Raw genomic sequence first — 15,272 nt, 5'->3', positions numbered from 1 at the left:
CAGAGATTGACGGGCGCTGTGCCGTGCGATGATGTGTGCTGCCGAGCCTGGTCGTTGCCAGTTTGGTATGAATTGGTGTATCTGCAGCTTATGGCGAGTATTCAGGAATCGTATAATTGCCGCAAGCGCACGACTACGCAGTAACGCTCAGTATTACTACGCAGACCGATCGCGTCGCCGCGACGTAAAATCACGCATTCCCACCAGCATCGACGCCGCCGGAGCGCCAGGCCATGAAACTCAGACAGAAAGTCATCTTCCTGGCCCTCACGCCGCTGATCCTCGCCCTGTGCGCCATCGCATTTGCCGTGCGGCACCAGGCCATCACCCTGGCCGAGCAGCAGCGCGCCACCATCCAGCAGGCGTACCTGGCCAGCAAGGAAGCCGAACTCAAGCATTACGTGACCCTGGCCAGCCATTCCATCGCTTCCCTGTACCAGTCGGGGCGCAAGGATGCCGCCACGCAAGAGGAAGCCAAGCGCATCCTGTCCGCCCTCAGCTATGGCGACGATGGCTATTTCTTCATCTATGATTTGCAGGGCAAGTCGCTGATGCATCCGCGCCAGCCCGAACTGGTGGGGCAGAATCTGTGGCAGTTGCGCGACGCCGAGGGTAATCTGACCATCCAGCGCCTGATGCAGCGGGCGAAGGGTGGCGGCGGTTTCGAGCGCTACAACTGGATCAAGCCGTCGAGCAACAAGTCCGCGCCCAAGCTCGGCTATGTGATCCTGATGCCGGAATGGGGCTGGATGATGGGCACGGGCATCTATATGGATGACGTGGACCAGGCGCTGGCCAAGGTCGACGCCCAGCAGTCGCGCAATATCCGCTCGACCATGGAATTGATCGCTGCCATCGCCATCCTCGGTTCCCTGCTGGTGGCCGCCTGCGGCCTGGTGCTGAACTTGCGCGAATTGCGCGTGGCCGACGCCAAGCTGAAAGTGCTGGCGCAGCGCGTGGTCGAGTCGCAGGAAGAGGAGCGGGCGCGGCTGTCGCGCGACTTGCATGACGGCATCAGCCAGTGGTTGGTGTCCATCAAACTGCAGATCGAGGCGGGCATCGCGCGCCTGGCCGGCAATGCCGAACAGAAAGACAAGGCGCCCGCCACGTTCGAGCGGGCCGCCGAGCAGCTGAACAAGGTGCTGGGCGAGGTGCGGCGCATTTCGCACAACCTGCGCCCGGCCATCCTCGACGACCTGGGCCTGGCCGCCGCGCTCGACCACCTGGTGCATGAATTTAACGACAGCAGCAGCGCGCAAGCCAGTTTCACGGCCAGCCCGGCGGCGGCGGGCGAGGGCTTGCCCGACATGGTCAATACCGTGTTGTTCCGCATCGCCCAGGAAGCGCTGACCAATTGCGAGCGCCATGCGCACGCCAGCGGCGTGGAAGTGAGCCTGCACGAGGCGGGCAAGGCGGTGGAATTGCGCATCCAGGATAATGGCGGCGGCTTCGACTTCGACGGCATCGCCCTGCATCCGCAGCGCGGCATCGGCTTGCGCAACATGACGGAGCGCATGGAAGCCATCGGCGGCAGCCTGCACATCACCTCGTCCCCGGCCGGCACCCTGGTGCTGGCGCGGCTCGGCCTTCCATCCACACACTAAATAGATACGCAACCATGACCGAGAAGATCAACATCCTGCTGGTGGACGACCACCCCCTCGTGCGCGACGGCTTGCGCGCGCGCCTGGAAGCGGTGGCGCATTTCGACGTGGTGGCCGAGGCGGGCGGCGCCGACGAGGCGTTGAGCCAGGCGCGCGCGCACCAGGTGGATCTCGTGTTGATGGATATCAATATGCGCGGCACGAATGGCATCGAGGCGACGGCGCTGTTCAAGCAGGCGTTCCCGCAGATTGCCGTGCTGATCCTGTCCATGCACGACAAGCTCGAATACGTGTCGCAAGCGATCGCCGCCGGCGCGCGCGGCTATGTGCTCAAAGATGCTCCTGGGAAAGATATCGTCTTCGCCATCGAGACGGTGATGTCCGGCGGCATCTATTACAGCGCGGCGCTGGCGCGGCAGCTGTCGCGCCCGCAAGTGCATGATTCCTTCCTCACCACGCGCGAGCAGCAGGTGCTGCAGCACATCGCGGCGGGCCAGTCGAACAAGCAGATCGCCCGCGACCTCGACCTGAGCGTGCGCACGGTGGAGACGCACCGGCTGAACATCAAGCGCAAGCTCGGTATCGAAGGGCAGGCCGAATTGATCAAATATGCGGTCGAGCACGCGCATGGCGGCAGCGCCTGAGCAGGCGCACGCGGTGCCGTGGTTTTGTCAAACCCGCATGACAGGCGGGTCTCCCGGTGGAATGTTTTTTTTGAATATTTATTGCCAAAATTAAACTGTTTCGTGGGTGAGATTCGGATAGAATGATTCTCGCTGTCGAAATGGCATCCCTGTCGGGCCAGGGTTGCCAATGCTGGTCAGTTTATTTACTATGGCGCCCTACCCACACTGAGATACCGATGTCAGCGTCTGAATCAAACCTGTTTCCGTTGGTGGGATTACAAGCAGTTGCCAATGCTCATAACGAGTGGGTCGCTGTCACCTTGCATGTACCGCAGGCCTCGACGGCGCCGCTGCTGGCAGCGCTGGCCGCCGCCGATGCGTATGCCTTCCTGGCGCCGCTCGATTGCATCATTCCCTTGGCCGACCCGCATGACGTGGACGAGGCCGTGCTGGCGCAACTGGCGCCGCAACGCACCATCTTCCGTTTGCCGGCCCATCTTGCCGGCGACAAGCACATCCAGAAAAAATGCCAGCAATGGCGCGACGCCGGCTATCGCCTGATTCTCGATGGCGCCGAAGCCGGTCCCGTGACGGCGGCGCAAGTCGAGGCGCGCGCGCTGAGCTTTGACGCGTCCGGCGCCCGTCCGGCCCTGCACCAGTTGCTGCCCTTGGCGGGACCGCACCTGGCCTACAACATCGCCGACGCGGGGCAGTTTGCCGCCTTGCAAGAACTCGGCGTCAGCTGGTTTGCCGGCGATTACGCCCTGCACCATGCGCGCCAGCAAAGCGAGCCGGAAGACGCCACGTCGCGGCGCCGCCTGCTGGCGCTGCTGGGCTTGCTGGCCCGCGATGCCGACGCGCACGAGCTGGAAGTGCCGCTCAAGCAAGATCCATCGCTCAGCTATCATTTGTTGAAACTGGTCAATTCAGCCGCTTTCGGTTTCACGGCGCCGATTACCAGCTTCAGCCAGGCCATCACGTTGCTGGGCCGGCGCCAGCTGCAGCGCTGGCTGCAACTGCTGCTGTATGCGCGGCAACAGGACGATGGCAAGATCCACGCGCTGTTGCCGCTGGCTGCTGTGCGCGCGGCGCAGATGGAAGCGCTGTGCCAGCTGCGCGGCGGCGACCGCGACGCGCAAGACCTGGCCTTCATGGCGGGCGTGTTCTCGCTGCTCGACGTGCTGCTGGGCATGCCGATGGAAGAGATCATCGCCACCCTGAACCTGGCGCCGGAAGTGAGCGTCGCTTTGCTCGAACGCAATGGCGAGCTGGGCACCTTGCTGGCGCTCGTCGAAAGCGCCGCGCCGCCGCCCGAGGGCTTGCGCCGCGCCGGCATCGATGGAGAAACCTATTGGCGCAGCCTGCTGCAGGCCTACCAATGGGCCATCCAGGTCAGCCGGAACCTCTAGCATGACCCTGTTTCCGGTGTCGGATTTCCTCGGTGACAGCGCCGCCCTGTGCGACGCCGTCGTGCGTTTGCGCGGCCCCGCGCTGGTCGCTGAGCTGGGCCGCATCGCCAGCGCCGTGATGGCCAGCCCGCACGGCCAGTTCCTGCCCGCGGCCAGCCTGGACGCCGCTGCGCCGCCCGCGCCGTTTCCCCGCGATACGCCGGCCTTGCTGCAGGAAATCAGTTTTGATGGCCACTGTTTCGGCCATTACAGCGTGGCCGGACGCAGCCTGTACAGCGACGCCGACCGCCGCCACCTGGCCAGCCTGGCATCCTTGACGGCGGGCGTCTTGCAAGTGCATTCGCTGGCGCAACGTTCCACGCACGCCTACGCGCAAGTCGAAGCCTTGCTGGCGCAGCAGACGCAAATCCTCGACCAGTTGCACGAATCCGTGCTGACGATGGACTTGACGGGCTACATCACCAGCTGGAACAAGGGCGCCGAGCGCCTGTTCGGCTACACCTCGGTGGAAGCCGTGGGCCGCAACATCCTGTTCCTGTACGACGATGAAGACACGGGTTTCCACGACGCCTTCCTGGAGCAGGGAGGACGCCTGATGGAGGTGCGCCGCCGAAAGAAGTCAGGCGAGATCTTCTGGGCCAGCCTGTCCTTGTCGCCGCTGCAAGACCTGGACGACAAGCCCATCGGACTCATCGCCTACTTGACGGATATCACGGAGCGCAAGCTGGCCGAAGAGCGCTTGCACCACCTGGCGTATTACGACCCGCTGACCAGCCTGCCTAACCGCACCTTGCTGGCCAAGCTGGTCGACCAGGCCCTCTCCGTGGCGCAGCGCAGCAAGATGCTCGGCTGCGTGCTGTTCATCGACCTGAACCGTTTTAAACTGATCAACGACACCCTGGGCCGGCGCATCGGCGACGAACTGCTGCGGCAAGTCTCGCTGCGTTTCCGCCATGCCTTGCGCGACCAGGACCTGGTGGCGCGCCTGGGCGGCGACGAGTTCGCCGTCGGCCTGTTCGACATCGGCCAGCATTTCGAGGCCAGCATGGTGGCGCAAAAGCTGCTCGCTTCCTTGGTGGAACCGTTCCTGATCGAAGGCCACGACCTGCGCGTGGGCGCCAGCATCGGCATCAGCGTCTACCCGCAGGACGGGCAGGACGCGGAAACCCTGCTGCGCCTGGCCGATATCGCCATGTACCGCGCCAAGCAGGACAGCGGCGGCGAAGGGGAAAGCGTGGCTTTCTACAGCCAGGACATGAACCTGGGCATGCAGGCGCGCATGCGCCTGGAAACAGGCTTGCGCCAGGCTTTGTCCGAGCAGCAATTGTTGCTGCACTACCAGCCGAAATACGCGCTGGGCAGCGGCCGCATCATCGGCGCCGAAGCCCTGGTGCGCTGGCACCACCCGCAGCACGGCATGATCCCGCCGGCCGAATTCATCCCCCTGGCCGAATCGACGGGCCTGGTCGTGCAAGTGGGCGAATGGGTGCTGGAAGCGGCCTGCGCCCAGGCGCAGGCGTGGAAACTGGCCGGCCTGCCGCCGATCCGCCTGGCCGTGAACGTCTCCGCCCGCGAATTCACGGCAGCCTTGCCCGCCAGGGTGGCGGCGACCCTGGCCCGCTACGGCCTGGAAGCGGCCTGGCTGGAGCTGGAAATCACGGAAAGCACCCTGATGCACAACATCGAGCGCGTGATCGGCATCATGGACCGCATCACGGCCCTGGGCGTGGCCCTGTCGCTGGACGACTTCGGCACCGGCTATTCAAGCTTGTCCTATTTGAAACGTTTCCCCATCGACACCCTGAAGATCGACCGGTCTTTTACCACCGGCATCCCCACCGACGCCAGCGACTGCGCCATCGCCAGCACCATCATCAGCATCGCCCAGCAGCTGCACCACAAGGTGATCGCGGAAGGCGTGGAAACGACGGAACAGCTGGCCTTCCTGAAGAGTTCTGGCTGCGACGAAGTGCAGGGCTACCTGTTCTCGCGGCCATTGCCGGCGGGGGAGTTCGAGAAGGCGCTACGGGAAAACTGGGGCGTGTAGGCTTTCCGTTGGCATACCGGCGCAGCTCACTGACCCCAGAGGTCGCTTTGGGGCTTAAATGCGCGCCACCGACTACTCGCCATTGGTAAGCCACTGACCTTTATGTATAATGCTGCCATCTGGAAGCGTGGCCGAGTGGTTGAAGGCACCAGTCTTGAAAACTGGCGACGGGTTACACTGTTCGTGAGTTCGAATCTCACCGCTTCCGCCAAGTACATAAAAAATTCGTGAGTATACTCAACCTATATTCCACCGAATTTCATTGAAAATCAACGACTTAGCTTGATTTTTAGCCTTCCGAATCGCAGATTCGGTGGTATCCAAAAACGCTCTCGCAGAATGATGCGTAGGTTAAATTGTAGGTATGATGCGGTTTTTCTCAAAACCGTACCTACAGGATATCGCATGGCCATCAATACCCTTACCGACGCAGACTGCCGCCGCGCAACGCCGAATGACGGCAAGCTGCGCAAGCTCTTCGATGGCCACGGCCTGATGCTGGCAGTCCTGCCAAGCGGAAACAAGGTTTGGCGCATGGCCTATCGCAACGACGAGGGCAAGCAGCAAACTGCCGTGATCGGCCCGTATCCCCTGATCGGCCTCAAGGAAGCCCGCGAGCGCCGGGACGTTTTGCGGTTGAAACTGATCGACGGGGAAGACCTCAAGCCCAAGCGCAAGACAAGCACCCCATCCATTGCCCTTGATGCCGCCATCGATACCTACTGGGCGGGGCGCACGGACATCAGCGCCGGCTACAAGGCCAATGCACTGCGCGCGCTGGCCATGTACGTCTCGCCGACGCTGGGCGCGAAAACGGTGCGTGAAATTACCAAGGAAGACTTAATGGCGGCGCTGCGCCCGATGGATGCCGCCGGCCTGTCCGTGTACGTCCGGCGCGTGCGCATGTGGGTGGGCCAGGTGCTCGACTGGTCCATTCAGCACGGCCACTGCGAAGAGAACCCCGCGTCGAACATCAATTCGAAGGTCGCGTTTTCCCGCAAGCCGCGCGAAGGGTTCGCCGCCCTGGCATTGGCCGAGGTGCATCCGTTCATGGAACGCCTGGACCTGGAAGATGAAATTCAGTCTGTACTGGCCTGCAAGCTGCTGGCGTTGACGTGGACGCGCACGGACGAGTTGCGGCGCATGACCTGGGCGGAAGTGGAGGGCGATGTCTGGCGGATACCGGGCAAGCGCATGAAGAAGGGCCGCGAGCACTTGGTGCCGCTGTCTTCCCAGGCGCTGGACCTGCTGGCGGAAATGAAGCTGCGTTCGCGGGGCAGCAACTACGTTTTCCCGAACGACCGGGGCGGTAGCCGCCCCATGAGTGAAAACGCGATTCTTTACCTCATTCACCGTATCGGCTTCAAGGGCAAGATGACGGGCCACGGTTGGCGCAAGGTCGGTTCCACCTGGGCCAACGAGCACGAATACAACTCGGACCACGTCGAGGTGCAGCTCGCGCACAAGGACGGCGGCGTGCGCGGGGTCTACAACTCCGCGGAGTACCTGAAACAGCGCCGGGTGATGCTTCAGGCCTTCGCTGACTGGCTGTTAAAGCAGCCTGATCCCAGCGGCTTGGAGCGTTGAAAGGCGCCATCCCAGCGTGCGCTGGGTGATGGCAACGTCCGCTGGCGGCAGTTTGTTCTCCTTCACCCATCTGCGTAGCGTCTCCGAAGTGACGCCCAGCATTTTGTATAAGTCCTGGCGGTAAATAATTCGGTCTGCGTTCATTACTTGATTCCTTTCGTGGAGGGGTTTTTCTTGCGCTGGGCTGGTTCTGTATGGCCGCCTTTGTTTTGCACCGCCAAGGCGAATGCTTCGGCCTCGGTGTGGTGCGGTACTTCGACGCCAGGCTTGCGGTAGTCGCGCAGCAGGCAGAATTCTTTGTATTGGTCCATTTTTATGTTTTTTGGTTTTCGTTGAGGGTTAGCCATTTGGCTAGTGCTATCGGCGCTTTTATTTGCCATAGTGATAGTCATGGTGTCTCCATTACAGATTCAATGAAGATGCGCGCTTGCTCCGCGTTGATCGCGTTGCCATAGGCGCGCAGGCGTCCCACTCGGGAGGTAGCCCCATGAGCCAGCGGGAATGTGCCGGGTTCAACTGGCCGCCACTTTCCATCTGAGCAGCCGAGCCAGTCTGCATCTCGCCAGTAGCCGTTAGTCGGCCCGGGCCGGTCATCTTCGCTAGTTCTGACATGGTGTAGCCCGCCTTGGACAAAGCTTCCGCAGTGCGATTCCCCGTCCTCCCGTTGCCGCCCTTGTAGTCGCTTGCCTTCGGCGTTGGCCAACACGCCAGCATCGCAAAATCGTTCAAGTTCGATCCGTGGCGTGTTTCGCCCATTGCTCGCTTCGCCTGGCCGCCTCCGCTGCTGTCGGCTGTTGTCGGGGTGTGCCAGCCCGCGAACGTCGCGGCATGGTTCAGCGTGATGTTCGACGTCGTGAAATGCTGGGACGGGCTTCGAATTGCATCCGTGCGGGTAGGCGTTGGCCATCCACACAATGGCGCCACCCTGGGCAAGTCTCGATTTGCATGGCGAGATACGTTTATGGGCCTTCCGCCGGAGGCTTTGTGGTCGAGAACGGTTGGTGTTGGCCACCCAGTAGGTGCGGTCCCTGATATGCGGAGCACCGACGCCCGCAGACGGGAACGCAACCGCCCCGAAGGCATAGCCCAGTCCTTCCAGGTCAGTTTGTACAAGGTCGAGCCAAGAATCTGCGTCTTTGCTTGCAACTTGCTCACCAAGGACGATTGCAGGGCTGCACTCTTTGATGAGGTGTTGGAAAGCTGGCCACAAGTGCCGCTGGTCATCAAACCCAGTTCCTTTGCCTGCCGAGCTGAAAGGCTGGCACGGGCAACTACCTGTCCAGACTGGTCGCGTGTCGTCCCATCCTGCGCGACGAAGAGCATAGGACCAAACTCCAACGCCAGCGAAAAAGTGGCATTGCGTGTAGCCGACGAGCTCGTCGGGACAAATATCTTCGATCGATCGTTCATCCACAATTCCCGGCGCTATGTGGCCGGCCTCTATCAGGTTGCGCAGCCAAGCGGCTGCGTATGGGTCAATTTCGTTGTAAAAAGCGCTCACCGGGATAGCCTCAGATTGCGAGTTCCGCACCCGGCGCGGCAGCGCTTGCAGACTGCAGCGCGCCCAGCGGTACGGCTCGAAACATGCCGGCCCACTGGTGGTCCAGTTCGACCCAGGCATGCAGCTCCCCATTGCCCACGTCGCGGCGCAGATCGTTGACGGTGCCGGCCTGGTAGCCTTCATCGGTATCGAAGGTCACGCGGTCGCCCAGGGCGATTTGCCGCGGTGAATCGGTCAGGGTGGTCAGCATTGCGGTGCTCCTTTCAGTTTGGCGGTAACGCCGCACACGCCGTAGCGGTCGATGGCGGCGTCGATCACGTCGCCGCTGGATGCGGCAACCTCAAAAAATTCAAAGCGTTCGGTTTGCGTGCGAACGGTCACGGAAAAGATGCTCATGTGCCATTTCCTTCCTGCGGTGGGATGTCGGGAACGATCAGCCGGGGATATGGACAGGCATCGACTGCCGCCCAGGCGTTGATAATTTCGGTTTTTGCCCAGTCGGGCAGGTTAGGGATCGCCAGCGCCTGTAGCGTTTCTGGCGTGACTTGAACGGTCTGCGTACAGTTATTTACACGAGTCCGAGGAACAGCAACCCCAACAGCCACCCCGCGCCCGCCTGTGGCCTGTACCGGCGTCCACGTATGGCGCACGGACTTGAAGACCACGCCGATTAGGTCGCTGCAGCGCACGCCGTAGGGTGTGGTGCGCAGCGTTTCGCCATAGCGGCCGATGACGGTTTTTTCGTCCTTGGCCAGGGTGACGACCAATTCCTTGCGCGGCACCAAAGCGCCGCCCTGGGCGCGCAGGTATTCGGCCCAGCAGGCGCGCTTTTCGCCGTCGATCTTTTGCACGGCGTCCCAGGCGCGGCGCATGGCGGCCGGGGCTTCGTTGAGCATGCTTTCCTCGATGCGGCGCAGTTCGCGCCAGACGGTGACGGGCGCACCGCCCCATTGCTGGAATTGACGGATGCCCCAGCACGCGGCCCAGGACTCGACGCGCGCCGATGGCGTCAGCTCGACATCGCCTTCGGTGTCGGCCGTGACGACATAACCTTCTTTCGTCCTGTGCTCGGCCACGCCGTCGATGTTCTTGGCCACGTACTTGGCGATGTAGCCGGCCGCGCTGCCCTTGGCCCAGTCGATGCGTTTCACGTCCAGGCGGCGCGCGAAGGCGCCTGGTTCGCCACGGTCCACGCGCCAGGCGTAGCGCTTCATGATGCGGATGGCACGGCCGGCCACGTCCTGCAGGTGGGCCGTCTTGTATTTCGCCGTGGGGCGCACGAACAGCAGCAGATGCCAGTGCGGACAGCCATCGTGATGCGGCTCGGCGATGCGGAAGCCGTACAGGCCGATGCCACGGCGCGCCAGCGCGGAGCGGCACAGCGAGGTCATCTTGCCCAGGTAGGCATTGGCCTCGCGCGGCGTGGAGCCGTCGAACTTGTCGTTGGGCTTGCCGCTGTGCTGCATGGCGTGGAAGCGCGATGGGCACGTCCAGGTGATGAAAATGCCCTGGTCGCCGCACTCGCGGGCGATCTGCTCAAAGCCGTTGATGCGCAACATTAGCTCGCCGCGCCGGATGGCTTTATTCGCAGTCGTTTTCTCGGCCAGCTCGGCGATGCTGAATTGCTGGCCGTGCTCGTTCTGCACCAGGGTGGCGGCCAGCGCCGCCGCATTGCGGCGGTTCTGCGCCAGGCGCGATAGCACGGCGTCGTTGCTGGCGTAGGGTTCGCCGCGATAGTTCACGTAGCCCAGGCGGATATTGCCGGCTTCAAAGGCGCGCTTGACGCGCTTGCGCAGTTGGCGGCGCCACCAGCGGGCATCCACCAGGCGGGCGATGGTGTCGGTCATCGTGTCGAACTCGGGCAGCTCGATGCCGTACGAGGCGCATTCGTCTTCCATGATCTGCAGGGCGTGCGTGTCCGACACGGCCATCCACAGCATTTTGGTGACGCCGGCCGCCGCGCGCTCTGCGGTGGCCACGATGTCGGCGTCGCTTTGCGACAGATCGACGCCGGCCGGCACGTACTGTTCGGCGAACTCGCGCACAAAACTGGTGGCGACGGACTCATAGACTTTGTACCAGGACGACCAGGCCATTTTTGCCATGGCGGCCGTGATGACGCGGTTGCGCCATTTGTAGGGAATGCGGGCCAGCTCGGGCGCGAACTGGGCGGATCGCAAAAAGGCTTCGTGACGCTGCGGGGCCGGCAGCAGGATTTGTTTAGATTGCATTCAACAGTCTTTCGTACACACGGATAGCGGCAGAGGTGGCGGCGCGCAGCTCGATGCGCTCTTCCTCGGTAAATGAATGGATGGGCGATTCCCAGCGGTCGGCGTCCAGGCCGGCGGCGATCAGCACGGAACGGCGCGCGCCACGCGGCGACAGTCCCCATGCCTGGGCCATGAAGGGAGCCAGGTTGCGCGGCTTGATGCTGCGCAGCTGGGCCTTGGCTTCGGCGATGGCGGCCAGCGCATGCCCGGCGCCCGGGGGCGTAGGCATGTCCTTGTCGCGCGCGGCCAGAATTTCGGCGGCAGGCTGGAAGGACAGGTGATTGTCGATAAGGGACGCCGGCATGGTTCAGTCCTTGATGGCGCCGATGGCCCGCAGCACGTCGGGGGCAATGACAATCAGGAGCGTCAGCAGCCAGATGCCGCAGGTTTTGGCCAGGCGCAGCATCAGCGTGCCCCTGGCTTGAGAAATTGCTCTGCCCAGTACGGGAGCGTGTGCGATGCGCCGCAGCAGTGCCGGGAACCCGCTTCATTGGCGAAAATGTAGTTCAACTCGATGGGCAGCTTGCCGACCAGGGCGCGTTGTTTGGCTGGCGCGAAAAAGCCGTCACGCTCCAGTGCCTGCACATCGCTGACGATGAAGGTCAGATTGGCCGCGCCGTAGGCGTGATAGGTCTTGGCAATCTCATGGATGTGGGCGGTCAGCGCCGCGATGCCGATGCCCGCGCTGGCTTGCAGCAGAAAACACGTCGGCGCCACGGGAACAATACAATTTTGCAAGGTCGGGCGGATCGTGCTTGATGCCATGGATTTGTCGGCATGACGGGTGGCGTGCAGCGTGTTTTCCATCGGTTTTCCTTATTTCAGGTTGAACGAATCCCGCACGCTCAAAAGGGAGCGCAGCAGGTCACAGCAAAAGAGGGGGAGTTACGGCGGCCGGGCTACGGCGGCGCGAGGATCGGGATAGCCATCAGCAGCCCGCAGTCAGGTCCAGGGCCAGCTGGCTGGTGGCCGCCGCGCGCGCATGCTGGGACATCGGGATGCGGATATCCGGCTTGGGTATGGCGGACAGCGAGAGGGTGCGCAGTACTTCCAGGCCTGCCACGAAGACGTGCCCACAGTCCGGGTTCTGACACATATAGGTGATTTCCTTGAACATGGCGGACATCATGCGGCTTTTGACGGCGCGAACGGTGTAGGTGCAATGCGGGCAGGGCAGGCCGATGACTCTCATTTCAGCTTTCTTTCCACTTGGTACAGGGCGCGACCGCGACCCGTCATGTTTTTCGACTGTATGCGTAAGCGCGACTTGACGAGCCATTCGGCCGCCTGATCGATACTTGCCAGCCCCTGGCGTTGGCGCACGAGTTCTAGTACCGCGCGCTCTTCGTCATTGAGGTTAATTTGATGGTCTGGCATTTTCTGTAACTTTAGAGTTGCTCAAAAGTGACTCGGTTTAAACGCTGCGACGCTGTACGCTGTCGATAGTGGCGTCATCCAAGGCGATCACGGCCAGGGCTTCACGCATCACGATCTGGCGCACCAGCACCGCAAGCTCTTCGCCTTGGTAGTTGGCGATCGAGGAAACGAGCTGGTGCTCATAGTCATCGAGGCGCAGCATGACGCGGTGGCTGCGGATACGTTTTGCATCGGGGTACATGACGTTGTCCTTAGTGGGTGGGTTTGGGGGCGAGTTCGCGCTTGTAGTCGGCGAGGCCGCGCAGGATCAGGAGGCGCAAGAACCATGCACGGGATCGTTGTTGGTCGGCGGCAAGAGTCTCAATTTCTTTTACCTCGTCAGGAGCCAGACGAACGCCAAGCGGCTGGGAGGTGACGCCTTTTGTAATGCGTCCGACTTTTGACAAGTTTTTCATAATGTTATGATGTGTAATCGCTACAGGATGGCGTAACTATAGCTCTCAAATGGGAGCATTGTAAAGATAAATTTGAGCACAAATGAGACCAATTGGTGAAATACTAAAAGAAGAACGCCAACGGCTAGGCATGAATCAGGATGATTTTGCTGCGGTGGGCGGACTAAAGCGGCGTGCCCAGACGCTCTATGAACAGAATGAGCGGGCGCCAGATGCTCTTTACTTGCGGGCACTGGCAGCAATAGGAGTTGATGTAAATTACATACTGACAGGCGAAAAGACGCTTTCTGCTCTGACCATGGAAGAGAAGGAATTGCTCACGGGCTTTCGTGGCCTGGATAGTCGCGGGAAAGCGGGAGTATTGGGGATGATTGGCGGAATGGCCTCAACCCAGAGCGGGGCGCCGCTGAGTCGGAGCATTTCGAGCGAGCCGTCGAAGTACGCAATTAATCCTGTGTTCCACGGTGATGTTGGTCAGACGATTTACGGAGATGTGACATCTCCGAATACAGTCAATATGCCAAAGAAAGACAAAAAGAAGTAGTTTATGAGAATGTGGTTTCAATGCTTTTTTGCCTTGGCGCTGCTCAGCCCTGCATCAATCGTTCTTGCTGATGTTGACACCTGCAACAGATCGAAATGCGAAGGTGGAACAGCACTTGTCTATTCGCCGACTGATGAGCCGGCAATAGCATGTGATGATCTCAGCGTGTGCTCATACGTCAGCTTTTACTTGCTTGTCGATTCTATGGTCAAGGCTGGCGAGGCAAACGAGAACGACCCGCAGAATATGCTGGTGCTTGAGCGAAAAATGCGAAGAGCCGGACTTGCGAACTTTCAAGATGCCGCCAATAGCTATCGTTGGGCAACGCATCGGCAGCGAGTGAAAATCAATATCATGAATTTCAAGGAGGAATTGGCATATGTAGAGCCAGTTCAAGGTGGTAAAGGGTATTGGATAAGCTTTGACAGCTTGACGCCAATTGCGCGAACTGCCAACGAATATCCCTTTGCTGGAAAAATCACTCGGGCATCCGCAATTATGGCGTCACTGGTCAATGCGGGCACTGGAGTTTACGGAGCCAAGTCCATCGCACGCGAAATTGATGCTGTACTACCGCAAAGTTTCGACGAGCGTATATCGTTTTCGCTTGAAGGGTATGCATCAGGAGGCGGACAAATTTTTATTTGTTCCTCCAAGAAATTTTGCGACTCGATACACGGCTATTTTACTTTACTGACTTCTTTAGCAGGCCCGTACTTGTTTCGATCAAAGGATGGAAAGATCGTTGCTCAACTTAATAGCAGTTTGCCACCTGATGCGGCACTTCTTTTTGAGGCCGCATTGTTGCGAATTAAGTAATAAATGTAGATGGTGGAATAAAGGTGTAGTTTGAATGTCAAGTAAGAATGAATTTTCTGGTGATGTAGGCCAGGCTATTTTTGGTAATTTGAATGAATCGCCAAGGTTGAGCAACGTAGTCACCCTTCATGTGGGCGAGAAGGAAAAGCCTGTCAATCTGATTACGCCGTATCAACGCTCAAGCATCAAGTTACTTGTTGATGAGCTTGCCATGTTAAGCGGTGATGAAGACATGAAGATTTATCGGGGACTTATCACCGACTATGGACTTAATCGATTCAAGGAATTGCCGCGAAGTAAATACCAAGAGGTCAAGGCGATTTTAGAACAGCGGATCGCTCAAGCAAGCAAACCGCCCGCCGAACCAATTTACCCGATTGCAGCACCCGGAGCTGCACCGATGGCCGCCTCACATCCTCACGCTGCATTACCTTGCATGGCGTGCGCCGAAAAAACGATCAGTTTTACACGGCTGCAACGCACCGCACACCTTCAACTTGGTGCGCTGATTGCTTGCCTGGTCACTTGTGGCTGGCTGCTTTACAAAATACAGGCCCCCGCCGATCATGATTCCAGCGTGGGAAAAGACGAAAAATGCTACATCGCCGGAAAGGCATACTCTATCGGCCACGTCGAACGCTCACGCGGTAGAGCCATGGAATGTGTCGGACCAATGGGCGATATGCCGGCAATGTGGCTGGATGCGAATCGTGGACGCTAGGTAAAAAATATGAGATTCTTAATCAAGAAATTATCTTTTTTTGCATACTTCTTGGTGTGCGTTTCGGCGGTCGCTGGCAATACGCCGTGCTCTGGCAGCAAGGGTGGTATTTCGAACTGCGATGGCGCGACATTCGTCTGCAATGATGGCTCAATCAGCGCATCGAAAAAAATCTGCTCTACCACTGGCAAGTCAGCAAAGGCGCCGTTGGCCGACGCTTCAGGCTGTACCTGCCGCAGCGGCAACTACTGCACCGGGCCGCGCGGCGGGGAATACTGCTTGAGCGACAGCGGTGCCAAGAGTTACCGGCGC

The 15,272-nt window shown here is 60.3% G+C and carries 20 protein-coding genes and 1 tRNA gene; 9 read left to right on the top strand and 12 right to left on the bottom strand.

Features of this window, described 5'->3' with window-relative positions:
- Positions 1-233 precede the first annotated feature (233 nt).
- From O3298_RS19870 to O3298_RS19845, 6 genes are all read left to right on the top strand, one after another.
- Positions 234-1,604: a cache domain-containing protein gene (locus tag O3298_RS19870; RefSeq protein WP_099664953.1), complete on the top strand. Its 1,371-nt coding sequence runs from the start codon at positions 234-236 to the stop codon at positions 1,602-1,604.
- A 14-nt stretch (positions 1,605-1,618) separates the two neighbouring features.
- Complete coding sequence (locus O3298_RS19865) at positions 1,619-2,248, top strand: response regulator transcription factor (protein ID WP_099664952.1); 630 nt, start codon at positions 1,619-1,621, stop codon at positions 2,246-2,248.
- A gap of 302 nt (positions 2,249-2,550) precedes the next feature.
- Entirely contained in the window at positions 2,551-3,639 is a 1,089-nt protein-coding gene (locus O3298_RS19860; RefSeq protein ID WP_369811614.1) for an EAL and HDOD domain-containing protein, read from the top strand.
- A gap of 1 nt (position 3,640) precedes the next feature.
- Positions 3,641-5,686, top strand: coding sequence for a bifunctional diguanylate cyclase/phosphodiesterase (locus tag O3298_RS19855; protein WP_305058103.1), 2,046 nt, complete (start codon positions 3,641-3,643; stop codon positions 5,684-5,686).
- A gap of 121 nt (positions 5,687-5,807) precedes the next feature.
- Positions 5,808-5,897, top strand: a tRNA-Ser gene (locus O3298_RS19850).
- Positions 5,898-6,091: 194 nt separating this feature from the next.
- Positions 6,092-7,273 (top strand): integrase arm-type DNA-binding domain-containing protein, encoded by a 1,182-nt coding sequence (locus tag O3298_RS19845; protein ID WP_305060329.1) that lies wholly within the window; start codon positions 6,092-6,094, stop codon positions 7,271-7,273.
- Positions 7,274-7,416: 143 nt separating this feature from the next.
- Here the strand turns inward: O3298_RS19845 and O3298_RS19840 are convergent, their stop codons facing one another.
- The 11 genes from O3298_RS19840 to O3298_RS19790 form a co-directional block, all read right to left on the bottom strand.
- The gene (locus O3298_RS19840; RefSeq protein WP_305060328.1) at positions 7,417-7,665 is read right to left on the bottom strand and encodes a hypothetical protein; all 249 of its coding nucleotides are present in this window, start codon (positions 7,663-7,665) and stop codon (positions 7,417-7,419) included.
- Positions 7,662-8,894: a DNA cytosine methyltransferase gene (locus O3298_RS19835; RefSeq protein WP_305060327.1), complete on the bottom strand. Its 1,233-nt coding sequence runs from the start codon at positions 8,892-8,894 to the stop codon at positions 7,662-7,664. The genes O3298_RS19840 and O3298_RS19835 overlap by 4 nt, the downstream gene beginning before the upstream one ends.
- Positions 8,785-9,024: a hypothetical protein gene (locus O3298_RS19830; RefSeq protein WP_305060326.1), complete on the bottom strand. Its 240-nt coding sequence runs from the start codon at positions 9,022-9,024 to the stop codon at positions 8,785-8,787. Before O3298_RS19830 ends, O3298_RS19835 begins: the two co-directional genes overlap by 110 nt.
- Positions 9,018-9,170: a hypothetical protein gene (locus O3298_RS19825; protein WP_305060325.1), complete on the bottom strand. Its 153-nt coding sequence runs from the start codon at positions 9,168-9,170 to the stop codon at positions 9,018-9,020. Before O3298_RS19825 ends, O3298_RS19830 begins: the two co-directional genes overlap by 7 nt.
- Positions 9,167-11,005 carry a replication endonuclease gene (locus O3298_RS19820; RefSeq protein WP_305060324.1) on the bottom strand — a complete coding sequence of 613 codons (1,839 nt, stop codon included), beginning with the start codon at positions 11,003-11,005 and terminating at the stop codon, positions 9,167-9,169. The genes O3298_RS19825 and O3298_RS19820 overlap by 4 nt, the downstream gene beginning before the upstream one ends.
- Positions 10,995-11,348, bottom strand: a complete 354-nt coding sequence (locus tag O3298_RS19815; protein ID WP_035820917.1) for a hypothetical protein — start codon at positions 11,346-11,348, stop codon at positions 10,995-10,997. Before O3298_RS19815 ends, O3298_RS19820 begins: the two co-directional genes overlap by 11 nt.
- 101 nt (positions 11,349-11,449) lie before the next feature.
- A complete protein-coding gene (locus O3298_RS19810) occupies positions 11,450-11,851 on the bottom strand; it encodes a hypothetical protein (RefSeq protein WP_289918981.1) in 402 nt (133 codons plus the stop codon).
- Positions 11,852-11,972: 121 nt separating this feature from the next.
- Positions 11,973-12,236 (bottom strand): ogr/Delta-like zinc finger family protein, encoded by a 264-nt coding sequence (locus tag O3298_RS19805; protein ID WP_289918983.1) that lies wholly within the window; start codon positions 12,234-12,236, stop codon positions 11,973-11,975.
- Positions 12,233-12,421 (bottom strand): hypothetical protein, encoded by a 189-nt coding sequence (locus O3298_RS19800; protein WP_046682347.1) that lies wholly within the window; start codon positions 12,419-12,421, stop codon positions 12,233-12,235. The genes O3298_RS19805 and O3298_RS19800 overlap by 4 nt, the downstream gene beginning before the upstream one ends.
- Positions 12,422-12,458: 37 nt before the next feature.
- Positions 12,459-12,662, bottom strand: a complete 204-nt coding sequence (locus O3298_RS19795) for a hypothetical protein (protein ID WP_035820909.1) — start codon at positions 12,660-12,662, stop codon at positions 12,459-12,461.
- 10 nt (positions 12,663-12,672) lie between these two features.
- Complete coding sequence (locus O3298_RS19790) at positions 12,673-12,876, bottom strand: CopG family transcriptional regulator (RefSeq protein WP_289918985.1); 204 nt, start codon at positions 12,874-12,876, stop codon at positions 12,673-12,675.
- An 82-nt stretch (positions 12,877-12,958) separates the two neighbouring features.
- Here O3298_RS19790 and O3298_RS19785 point away from each other — a divergent pair, with 82 nt between their 5' ends.
- Genes O3298_RS19785 through O3298_RS19775 form a run of 3 tightly spaced genes read left to right on the top strand, consistent with a single transcriptional unit; the run spans position 12,959 to position 14,960 of the window.
- Entirely contained in the window at positions 12,959-13,420 is a 462-nt protein-coding gene (locus O3298_RS19785; RefSeq protein ID WP_289918987.1) for a helix-turn-helix domain-containing protein, read from the top strand.
- A 3-nt stretch (positions 13,421-13,423) separates the two neighbouring features.
- Positions 13,424-14,239, top strand: a complete 816-nt coding sequence (locus tag O3298_RS19780; protein ID WP_289918988.1) for a hypothetical protein — start codon at positions 13,424-13,426, stop codon at positions 14,237-14,239.
- A gap of 34 nt (positions 14,240-14,273) precedes the next feature.
- Complete coding sequence (locus tag O3298_RS19775) at positions 14,274-14,960, top strand: hypothetical protein (RefSeq protein WP_289918990.1); 687 nt, start codon at positions 14,274-14,276, stop codon at positions 14,958-14,960.
- On the opposite strand, the gene O3298_RS19770 is transcribed toward O3298_RS19775, so the two are convergent.
- On the bottom strand, positions 14,957-15,205 hold the full coding sequence (locus tag O3298_RS19770) for a hypothetical protein (protein WP_289918992.1): 249 nt from the start codon (positions 15,203-15,205) through the stop codon (positions 14,957-14,959). The genes O3298_RS19775 and O3298_RS19770 overlap by 4 nt on opposite strands.
- Positions 15,206-15,272: the final 67 nt, after the last annotated feature.

The sequence above is a fragment of the Janthinobacterium sp. SUN137 genome, assembly GCF_030587265.1.
Taxonomy (GTDB): domain Bacteria; phylum Pseudomonadota; class Gammaproteobacteria; order Burkholderiales; family Burkholderiaceae_D; genus Janthinobacterium; species Janthinobacterium kumbetense.
The sequence above is the reverse complement of the archived record's forward strand: the minus strand, read 5'-3'. Positions and strand labels throughout refer to the sequence as shown.

Bases quoted from the DNA above. Each gene is read 5' to 3' on its own strand.
- O3298_RS19825 (WP_305060325.1), bottom strand. From the start codon at position 9,170: ATGAGCATCTTTTCCGTGACCGTTCGCACGCAAACCGAACGCTTTGAA.
- O3298_RS19865 (WP_099664952.1), top strand. From the start codon at position 1,619: ATGACCGAGAAGATCAACATCCTGCTGGTGGACGACCACCCCCTCGTG.
- O3298_RS19785 (WP_289918987.1), top strand. From the start codon at position 12,959: ATGAGACCAATTGGTGAAATACTAAAAGAAGAACGCCAACGGCTAGGC.
- O3298_RS19840 (WP_305060328.1), bottom strand. From the start codon at position 7,665: ATGACTATCACTATGGCAAATAAAAGCGCCGATAGCACTAGCCAAATG.
- O3298_RS19815 (WP_035820917.1), bottom strand. From the start codon at position 11,348: ATGCCGGCGTCCCTTATCGACAATCACCTGTCCTTCCAGCCTGCCGCC.
- O3298_RS19795 (WP_035820909.1), bottom strand. From the start codon at position 12,662: ATGTACCCCGATGCAAAACGTATCCGCAGCCACCGCGTCATGCTGCGC.
- O3298_RS19805 (WP_289918983.1), bottom strand. From the start codon at position 12,236: ATGAGAGTCATCGGCCTGCCCTGCCCGCATTGCACCTACACCGTTCGC.
- O3298_RS19830 (WP_305060326.1), bottom strand. From the start codon at position 9,024: ATGCTGACCACCCTGACCGATTCACCGCGGCAAATCGCCCTGGGCGAC.
- O3298_RS19780 (WP_289918988.1), top strand. From the start codon at position 13,424: ATGAGAATGTGGTTTCAATGCTTTTTTGCCTTGGCGCTGCTCAGCCCT.
- O3298_RS19835 (WP_305060327.1), bottom strand. From the start codon at position 8,894: ATGCCTGGGTCGAACTGGACCACCAGTGGGCCGGCATGTTTCGAGCCG.
- O3298_RS19855 (WP_305058103.1), top strand. From the start codon at position 3,641: ATGACCCTGTTTCCGGTGTCGGATTTCCTCGGTGACAGCGCCGCCCTG.
- O3298_RS19870 (WP_099664953.1), top strand. From the start codon at position 234: ATGAAACTCAGACAGAAAGTCATCTTCCTGGCCCTCACGCCGCTGATC.
- O3298_RS19845 (WP_305060329.1), top strand. From the start codon at position 6,092: ATGGCCATCAATACCCTTACCGACGCAGACTGCCGCCGCGCAACGCCG.
- O3298_RS19775 (WP_289918990.1), top strand. From the start codon at position 14,274: ATGTCAAGTAAGAATGAATTTTCTGGTGATGTAGGCCAGGCTATTTTT.
- O3298_RS19810 (WP_289918981.1), bottom strand. From the start codon at position 11,851: ATGGAAAACACGCTGCACGCCACCCGTCATGCCGACAAATCCATGGCA.
- O3298_RS19800 (WP_046682347.1), bottom strand. From the start codon at position 12,421: ATGCCAGACCATCAAATTAACCTCAATGACGAAGAGCGCGCGGTACTA.
- O3298_RS19790 (WP_289918985.1), bottom strand. From the start codon at position 12,876: ATGAAAAACTTGTCAAAAGTCGGACGCATTACAAAAGGCGTCACCTCC.
- O3298_RS19820 (WP_305060324.1), bottom strand. From the start codon at position 11,005: ATGCAATCTAAACAAATCCTGCTGCCGGCCCCGCAGCGTCACGAAGCC.